Origin of the sequence: Pseudomonas sp. GM24, from assembly GCF_000282235.1 — a bacterium.
In the GTDB taxonomy this organism is placed as follows: Bacteria; Pseudomonadota; Gammaproteobacteria; order Pseudomonadales; family Pseudomonadaceae; genus Aquipseudomonas.
The window spans coordinates 1-8,359 of sequence record NZ_AKJR01000225.1; the positions used below are offsets into that span (position 1 = coordinate 1).

Sequence of the window (8,359 nt, forward strand, 5' to 3'; positions counted from 1 at the left end):
TAGGGTGAGGGGCTTTTCAAGCTTAGAAATCAATGGTGCCGGACAGCTTCGCCACCCGCGGCTCACCCTGAGTCAGATACCCACCCTGAGCCGATTCCCAGTACTTCTTGTTCGCCAGGTTCTCCACACCCAGACGCACGGTCACGTCTTTTTCCGACACCTTGAACGCATAACGCGCACCCGCATCGAAACGGTTCCAGGTCGGCAGGCTCAGATTGTTCGCCGCATCGGCGTACTGGCCGCCAGTACGCAGCATCCGCGCATTCAGCGCTACGCCCTGCAGACCGGGTACATCCCAGTCAGCGCCAGCGTTGAACTGGAAGGTCGGCACGCCGATCGCACGGTTGCCGTCGTTGGCACCGTTGAGGGTGTTCTTCAGCTCTGTGTCCATAAGGGTCAGGCCGCTGATCAGGCGCAGGCCCTGGATCGGCTCGCCGAACACGTTCATTTCCACACCTTTGTTGACCTGCTCGCCTTCACGCACGTAGGTGCAGGTAGTGGCGCTGTCGATTTCGCAGTAACCATCGCTCGGCTGTTCGATGCGATAAACACCCAGGCTGGCGCCGTAAGTGCCCATGTCGACTTTCACCCCGACTTCGGTCTGCTTGGAGCGTGCCGGTGCATAGACTTCGTTGCCGTTGGTCACACGGAATCCGCCAGAACTGGTCGGCGAGGTCGGGCCCTGGGCCAAGCCTTCGATGTGGTTGGCGTAGAACGACACGTGTTCCCACGGTTTGAACACCACGCCGTACACCGGCGTGGTGATCGATTCGTCGTAGCTCGACTTGCGATCGCCGCTGCCCCAACTGGCGTAGTTGTAACCTTGCACCACCAGTTGTTGGCGACGCAGGCCGGCGGTGACCAGCAGGCGATCGTCGAAGAAACCGAGGGTGTCGGAAATCGCAATGCTGCGGTTGAAGGTCTTGCCGACGATGCCCGGATCATTCAAGTCGCCGCCGGCAAAATTGCCCACTGGCGACGGGGTTTGCACCGGGTGATAGATGTTGTTGGCGTATTGGGTCAGGTCGAAATCATAGGCGCTGCGCTGTTCGGCCCAGATGCCGGTCAGGCCGAAATTGAGTTTGTGGCTGACCGGGCCGGTGTTGAATTTACCGTTGAGACCAGCCATCACACTGGTGTTGTCTTCGTCATGGGGAATGAACGAGCCGGTGGTGAACGAAGCGCCGCTGTTGCCGACCAGCGTGGTCGAGTTGTAGCGCCCGACTTCGCGGGTGTGCTTGGCGCCGCCGGCCGCGTAGGCGGTCCAGTTGTCGTTCAGGTCGTACTCGGCGCGGAGCATGCCGAAGGTGTCTTCGATGTCGGTGTAGCCCCACTTCGGCGCATAGTTGGTATCGGCCGACGGCGCGTCCGGAATGTGTGTGGCGGTGCCGAGGTTGACCGAGTTGCGGCCACCGTTGACGCGTTCTTTCTGGTAGGCGAAGTCGCCGGAAATGCGCAGGGCATCGCCGCGATAGTCGAGGCCGATGGCGAACAGTTTCGAGCGCTGGTTCTCGTGATCGATACCGGTGTCGCCTTCGCGCTGGGACAGGTTGATCCGGGCGCCGAAGCGGTTGTCTTCACCGAAACGCTGGCCGATGTCGAAGTGATGACCGATACGGCCTTCGCTGTTGATGTCGGTGGTGTAGCGACGCAACGGCACGTCGCCGGCGCGCTTCGGTTGCAGGTTGACGCCACCGCCGATGCCGGAACCGGTCGGGGTCACGCCGTTGATAAAGGCGTTCGGGCCTTTGAACACTTCCACGCGCTCCAGCGCGTCGGTGGAAATGATCTGCCGTGGCAGCACGCCGTACAGGCCGTTATAGGAAATGTCGTCGCCGTTCAGCGGCAGGCCGCGAATCATGAAGACCTGCGCCTGGTTGGAGAAACCCGAGGCCTGACGTACCGACGAATCGTTGAGCAGCACGTCGGCGACGTTTTCGGCCTGCTGATCCTGAATCAATTGTTCGGTGTAGGACGCGGCGCTGAACGGCACGTCCATCATGTCCTGATTGCCCAGCACGCCGAGCTGCCCACCGCGGGCAACTTGTCCGCCGGAGTAGACCGGAGGCAGGGCACCAGGTGTCGGGGCCTGGGCATTGACGTTGACGTCGTCCAGCACCAGCGCTTTGGTATCGCCTTCGGCGGCGTAAGCGGTGACAGTCAGGGAGCACAGCAGGGCGAGAAGCGTCGGGCGAAACGGGACGGCGAGTCGAGCTGAAGCGGGCATGTAGATACCTGGAGGCGCACGGCCGGTGAGAAAAATAAGGGCGGCGCGGGAACTCCTTGCGCAAATGCGACTCCAGGTGCAAATGATAGATTTTCTCAGTAACGTTTTGCAATCAGTTTGTCATCAGCCGTTGGAAGCTCTATTTCGGGGCACTTGGCGGCGCAGGGAAATGAACATCAAGGGAACAGGGCCAGATCAGCGCAGTCCTAGCCTGCGCCATACCATTGAACGTATGGTGAACCCGGCACAACGGACTGGATGAAGTTACATGCACAACTTTCGATTACCGATCACGCTCGCCGCACTGCTGGTGCTCGCCGGTTGCGCGGGGCAGCGCAGCCAGGAGCCGGTGCCGCGTGCGCCTGCCGAAGTGAAGGCCGAGATTGTGCGGCTGATGCCGGCCAAGACGGCCGATCGGCAAGGCTGGGCCACCGATATCTACGCCGCATTTGCCGCGCAAAACATCAGCCCGACCACGCAGAATCTGTGTTCGGTACTGGCCGTCGCCGAGCAGGAATCCACCTTCCAGGCCGACCCCTCCGTGCCCGGCCTGGGCAAAATCGCCCGCGACGAAATCGATCGCCGCGCCGCCAAAGTGCATATTCCCAGCCTGTTGGTCAGCGGCGCTCTGCAAGTGCGTTCAACCAACGGCAAGACCTACAGCGAACGCCTGAATGCGGCACGCAGTGAGAAAGAACTCAGTGGCATTTTCGACGACTTCATCGGTCGGGTGCCGATGGGCCGCACGCTGTTCGGCGGCTTCAACCCGGTGCACACCGGCGGGCCGATGCAGGTCAGCATCGAGTTTGCCGAGCAACACGCCAAGGATTATCCGTACCCGGTGGACGGCACGATCCGCCGTGAAGTGTTCAGCCGCCGTGGTGGCATGTATTTCGGTATCGCGCATTTGCTCGGTTATCCGGTGAGTTATCGCGAGCCGCTGTATCGGTTTGCCGACTTCAACGCCGGTTGGTACGCCAGTCGCAATGCTGCGTTTCAGAATGCGGTCAGTCGCGCCTCGGGCATTCCACTGGCGCTGGATGGCGACCTGATCCGCTACGACTCGATCATGCCCGGCGGCACGGAACTGGCGGTACGCACTCTCGGCAAGTCGCTGGGCATGCGCAACCCGACCATTCGCGATCAACTGGAGAAGGGCAAAACCCTGGAATTCGAAGAGACCAAACTCTATCAGCGGGTGTTCGAACTGGCGGAGCAAGCGGAGGGGAAAAAGCTGCCGCGTGCGGTGTTGCCGGGGATCGTACTGCAGAGTCCGAAGATCACCCGCAAGCTCACGACGGCCTGGTTTGCCAAACGCGTGGATGAGCGCTACAAGCGCTGCATGGCCAAGGCCGAATAAAACAACCGGGCATAAAAAACCCGGCTGAGGGAGCCGGGTTTCTCTGGGGTGTTGCGCTTGCAGCCATGCATTCAGGCAACGCGGCGTTCGAGCAGACGATCCGAACCACCTTCGGCGACGCGGCGTTCCAGCAGACGATCCGAACCACCTTCGGCGACGCGGCGTTCCAGCAGACGATCAGCGCCACCTTCAGCAACGCGACGTTCAAGCAGACGATCAGAACCACCTTCAGCAACGCGGCGTTCGAGCAGACGATCCGCACCACCTTCAGCAACGCGGCGTTCAAGCAGACGATCCGAACCACCTTCAGCCACACGGCTTTCGATCAGTTTGTCCGAGCCGCCTTCGGCGATCATGGTGTGGGCCGGGGTGGCGGCGAAAGCGTTGATAGCGAAGACCGAGAAAGCGATGCCGAGAAGGGTTTGGCGTTTCATGATGGTGTGCTCCGGGGTGTTGTTGGTTGGTATGGAGCCGATGTTACGCCGGAGATTTTTTATGAGAACTTCATTGCCGTGATGGTGAACATCGATAGCAATGATGGTTGATGTAGGAGCTGCCGCAGGCTGCGATCTTTTGATCTTGATCTCTGAAAACGTCAAAAGATCGTCCGATCGCGGCCCGAGCCTTCGGCAGCCTCCTACAGGGGAATGTTACAAGACTTTGACAGCACGCCCGATCGCCTGAATCGGCCCGGTCGGTTTGCCGATCGGCGAGCCATTGGCACCCTCAAGTGTCAGCTCGAACAACTGATTGGGTTGCAGCGGCGGCAACTTGTCCAGCGGCACCGACAAGGCCTGCCCGGGTTTGACCAGTCCCAGTGAAACCGGCCCTTGCCAGCCGTCAGCCTTGGTCCAGAATTCCAGGGCCTTGTCCGCCGGCACCTCAACCACGCCGAGCGGAATCAGCTGAATCTCATGCGAATTGCTCGCCTGGATCACCCAGCCCGGGGCCTTGTCCTGCGGCGCGACCAGCACCACCAGAAAGCTTGGTTTCGGCGTGGTCTGGGTCAACAGGATCGAACCCAAAATCAACGTGGCGGCCAATCCGATAGCACTCAACCCGCGCCAGAGTGGCAGCAGGTTCCACCATGAAGTCGACGGCGCTTTTGCCGTGAGTCGGTCGAGGCTGCGTTCGATGCGCGGCCACAACAGCGCAGACGGTTGCTGCGAGGGGGCAAGATCAGTCAACTCCAGCAGGCGCCGCTCCCAGGCATCCACCGCTGCACGCAATTCGGGTTCGTTGGGCAAGCGTCGTTGCATCTCGATCCGCTGTTCAAAAGAAAGCGTGCCGAGCACATATTCGCCGGCCAGTTCATCGCGGTCTTGCGCTGATTCGCTGGTCATCCCATGCACTCCCGCAAGGCGTTGAGGCTGCGTTTGATCCACGCTTTGACCGTGCCCAGCGGCGTGTCGAGGCGCGCGGCAATCTGCGCGTGGCTGTAGCCGTCGACATAGGCATGCAGGATGCAGTGGCGGCGTTGCGGCTCCAGTTGCTCAAGGCAACGGTGGATACGCGCCGAATGAACTTGGGCGTCGAAGCCGTCATCGTCTGCAGCCACTTCGTGAGCTTCGTCGAATGGTGTTTCCCGGCCCTGATCGCGTAGCAGATTCAGCGCCAGATGCCGCGTCACCGTGAACATCCAGCCCCGCGCCGAACCGCGTGCCGGGTCAAACCCCGCCGCGCCGTTCCAGATCTTGATGAACGCCTCATGAACGATGTCCTCCGCCAGCGCCGTATCGCGCACCAGACGCTTGGCCACACCGAGCAGACGCGGGCCTTCCTGCACATACAAATCGCGCAGGGCCGCACGCTCGCCACGGGCACAGGCAGCGAGGCGGGCTTCGTAATCGAACGCGGATTCGGCTAAAGGCATGTCGTGCAATCTAGCTCACATTCCGCAAACATCCAGAACACATGATTCCCCTTGTAGGCCTTCGCCTGCTCGCGATAGCGGTGTGTCAGTGATGCATATGTTGGCTGACACTCCGCTATCGCGAGCAGGCCCACTCCTACAGGGGGGGCGGTAAATCCGGGAATCAGTTCGCCGCCCAGAAAATGTAATCGGCCTGATACTTCACCACTTCCTGCTTGCCCTTGTTCGCCGCCGTGCATTCACTGCCCGGCGCTACGCCGCCCTTGAGTGCGACGCGCTGGATGTAACTCACGCCGCTCATCGCGCCTTTGCCTTCGGCCGGATTGGCCTTGACCAGTTGATAGGGCAGGTTGCCCGGGCTGGACGGCGCCACGGCCAATTGCGTGCCGGTGACTTTCGAACCGTCCTTGGCCTGCCAGGTAGCCGGCGGGCCAAAGTAGGTGCCGACCTGCTTGCCGCTGCGATCATTGAGCACCGCTTTCGGGCCGACGAAGGTCCACTCGGTCTGCCCGGGCGCATTGGCTTTGTCCCGGCATTCGTAGGTGATCTCACCGACGCCGGTGGTTTCCATCGCGATCTTGTGGCCGTCCGGGACTTTGATCGCGTCGGGATAGCTGCTTTGGGCGAAGGTCGTCGAGGACAGGGCGAGCAAACCGGTGAGGCCAATCAGCTGGGTGATGTTCATCAGTGTTATCTCCGAAAAGGGTAAACCGCTGACAGCCGAAGAGGGCTGTTACAAGGACTACCCGTGGCGGAGGTGTTTGGATGCAGTGCCTGAAAAATATTTTTTGGACCACTTCTATACCTGTGGGAGCTGGCTTGCCAGCGATAGCGGTGGGTCAGCGAAGGGGATGTCGACTGACCCGGCGCCATCGCTGGCAAGCCAGCTCCCACAGGGTTTTGTGTCGGGCTTCAGGCCGGAGGCGTTCAAGAGCTCTTGGGTGTAGGGGTGTTTGGGCGCGGCGAAAATCTCGCGCGACGAACCCTGCTCAACCACCTTGCCATCCTTGATCACCATCAAGTCATGCGCCAACGCATGCACCACCGCCAGGTCATGGCTGATAAACAAATAGGTCAGCCCATGCCTGATCTGCAATTGCCGCAACAACTCCACCACCTGTTTCTGCACCGTACGATCCAGCGCCGATGTCGGCTCATCGAGCAGAATCAGCGCCGGTTCCAGCACCAGCGCCCGGGCGATGGAGATTCGCTGGCGCTGGCCGCCGGAAAACTCGTGGGGATAACGATGGCGGCTCTGCGGGTCGAGGCCGACTTCCTCCAGCACCCGAATCACCGCCGCCTCACGCTCGGCCTCGGTGCCGATGCCGTGAGTCAGCAAGCCTTCGGCAATAATCTGCTGCACTGACATCCGTGGGCTGAGGCTGCCGAACGGGTCCTGGAACACCACTTGAATCTGCCGCCGCAACGGCCGCATCAAACGTTGATTGAGCAAGCTCAGTTGCTTGTTACCAAAACGGATATTGCCCTCGGACTCGACCAACCGCAGGATCGCCTGACCCAGCGTCGATTTACCCGAACCTGACTCACCGACAATACCCAAAGTCTTGCCCCGTTGCAGGGTGAAACTCACGCCGTCCACCGCTTTGATGTAATCCTGCTGGCGGCTGAACAACGCCTTGGGCAACGGAAACCACACCTTCAAATCATCAACTTCGAGCAGGTTGTGATCATACTCACTCGGCACCGGCCCACCGCTCGGCTCAGCCTCGATCAACAAGCGGCTGTAAGGATGCTGCGGCGCGCGAAACAACGCTTCGCAATCCGCCTGCTCGACGATTTCACCATGGCGCATCACGCACACCCGTTGCGCGATGCGCCGCACCAGATTGAGGTCATGGCTGATCAGCAACAGCGACATGCCGAGGCGTTGCTGCAACTCGATCAACAACTCAAGAATCTTCTGCTGTACCGTCACGTCGAGCGCCGTGGTCGGCTCATCGGCGATCAACAGCTCCGGCTCATTGGCCAGCGCCATGGCGATCATCACCCGTTGCCGCTGACCACCGGAGAGTTGATGTGGATAGGCTTTCAAGCGCTGCAACGGCTGGCGAATGCCGACCAGTTCCAGCAGCTCCAGAGTCCGTTCGCGGGCAGCACGGCCCTTGAGGCCTTTGTGAATCTCCAGTACTTCGCTGACTTGCTTTTCCACCGTGTGCAACGGATTGAGCGAGGTCATCGGCTCCTGAAAAATCATCGCAATGCGGTTGCCGCGCAAACCGCGCATCTGCTGCTCGCTGGCGTGCAGTAAATCCACGCCGTTGTAGCGGATCGCGCCGCTGCTGCTGACGTTCTTGCCCGGCAATAAACGCAGAATCGAATGCGCCGTCACCGACTTGCCCGAGCCGGATTCACCGACCAGTGCCAGACATTCGCCACGGCGAATATCCAGGTTCAAACCGTGCACCACTTCTTGCCCGGCGAAGGCCACGCGCAGATCGCGGATCTCGATCAAATTGTCGTTCATCTCAGCTCCGGGGATCGAATGCATCACGGCAAGCCTCACCAATAAAAACCAACAAGGACAGAATCAGTGCCAAGGCAAAAAACGCCGTCAGCCCTAGCCACGGCGCTTGCAGGTTGCGCTTGGCCTGACCGATCAATTCGCCCAGCGACGCGGTGCCAGCGGGCATGCCGAAGCCAAGAAAATCCAGCGCAGTCAGCGTCGCAATCGCACCAGTCAGAATGAATGGCAGATAGGTGAGGGTGGAGGTCATCGCGTTGGGCAGAATATGCCGGCACATCAGTTCGTTGTCGGTCAGACCCAGCGCTCGCGCGGCTTTGACGTATTCCAGATTGCGCCCACGGAGGAACTCGGCGCGCACCACATCAACCAGCGCCAGCCAGGAAAACAGCGCCATGATCCCCAGCAACCACCAGC

General features: G+C 60.6%; 8 protein-coding genes. 1 reads left to right on the forward strand and 7 read right to left on the reverse strand.

The window, feature by feature from the left end:
- Positions 1 to 22: 22 nt before the first annotated feature.
- Entirely contained in the window at positions 23 to 2,227 is a 2,205-nt protein-coding gene (locus tag PMI23_RS24385) for a TonB-dependent receptor (protein ID WP_007918244.1), read from the reverse strand.
- Between the two features lie 268 nt (positions 2,228 to 2,495).
- Here PMI23_RS24385 and PMI23_RS24390 point away from each other — a divergent pair, with 268 nt between their 5' ends.
- Entirely contained in the window at positions 2,496 to 3,587 is a 1,092-nt protein-coding gene (locus PMI23_RS24390) for a DUF1615 domain-containing protein (protein ID WP_007918247.1), read from the forward strand.
- Between the two features lie 71 nt (positions 3,588 to 3,658).
- On the opposite strand, the gene PMI23_RS24395 is transcribed toward PMI23_RS24390, so the two are convergent.
- The 6 genes from PMI23_RS24395 to PMI23_RS24420 form a co-directional block, all read right to left on the reverse strand.
- Positions 3,659 to 4,021 carry a hypothetical protein gene (locus PMI23_RS24395; protein ID WP_007918249.1) on the reverse strand — a complete coding sequence of 121 codons (363 nt, stop codon included), beginning with the start codon at positions 4,019 to 4,021 and terminating at the stop codon, positions 3,659 to 3,661.
- A 216-nt stretch (positions 4,022 to 4,237) separates the two neighbouring features.
- The gene (locus tag PMI23_RS24400; RefSeq protein ID WP_007918252.1) at positions 4,238 to 4,930 is read right to left on the reverse strand and encodes an anti-sigma factor; all 693 of its coding nucleotides are present in this window, start codon (positions 4,928 to 4,930) and stop codon (positions 4,238 to 4,240) included.
- A complete protein-coding gene (locus tag PMI23_RS24405) occupies positions 4,927 to 5,460 on the reverse strand; it encodes a sigma-70 family RNA polymerase sigma factor (RefSeq protein ID WP_007918254.1) in 534 nt (177 codons plus the stop codon). Before PMI23_RS24405 ends, PMI23_RS24400 begins: the two co-directional genes overlap by 4 nt.
- 163 nt (positions 5,461 to 5,623) lie before the next feature.
- Positions 5,624 to 6,145: a DUF3455 domain-containing protein gene (locus tag PMI23_RS24410; RefSeq protein ID WP_007918256.1), complete on the reverse strand. Its 522-nt coding sequence runs from the start codon at positions 6,143 to 6,145 to the stop codon at positions 5,624 to 5,626.
- A 114-nt stretch (positions 6,146 to 6,259) separates the two neighbouring features.
- Positions 6,260 to 7,945, reverse strand: a complete 1,686-nt coding sequence (locus tag PMI23_RS24415; RefSeq protein ID WP_238539565.1) for an ABC transporter ATP-binding protein — start codon at positions 7,943 to 7,945, stop codon at positions 6,260 to 6,262.
- A gap of 1 nt (position 7,946) precedes the next feature.
- The coding region (locus PMI23_RS24420) for an ABC transporter permease subunit (protein WP_007950175.1) at positions 7,947 to 8,359 on the reverse strand (413 nt) is incomplete at its 5' end.

What these genes read in the sequence shown, in the direction of transcription:
- PMI23_RS24385 (WP_007918244.1), bottom strand. Translation starts at nt 2,227, where the DNA reads ATGCCCGCTTCAGCTCGACTCGCCGTCCCGTTTCGCCCGACGCTTCTC.
- PMI23_RS24415 (WP_238539565.1), bottom strand. Translation starts at nt 7,945, where the DNA reads ATGAACGACAATTTGATCGAGATCCGCGATCTGCGCGTGGCCTTCGCC.
- PMI23_RS24405 (WP_007918254.1), bottom strand. Translation starts at nt 5,460, where the DNA reads ATGCCTTTAGCCGAATCCGCGTTCGATTACGAAGCCCGCCTCGCTGCC.
- PMI23_RS24395 (WP_007918249.1), bottom strand. Translation starts at nt 4,021, where the DNA reads ATGAAACGCCAAACCCTTCTCGGCATCGCTTTCTCGGTCTTCGCTATC.
- PMI23_RS24390 (WP_007918247.1), top strand. Translation starts at nt 2,496, where the DNA reads ATGCACAACTTTCGATTACCGATCACGCTCGCCGCACTGCTGGTGCTC.
- PMI23_RS24400 (WP_007918252.1), bottom strand. Translation starts at nt 4,930, where the DNA reads ATGACCAGCGAATCAGCGCAAGACCGCGATGAACTGGCCGGCGAATAT.
- PMI23_RS24410 (WP_007918256.1), bottom strand. Translation starts at nt 6,145, where the DNA reads ATGAACATCACCCAGCTGATTGGCCTCACCGGTTTGCTCGCCCTGTCC.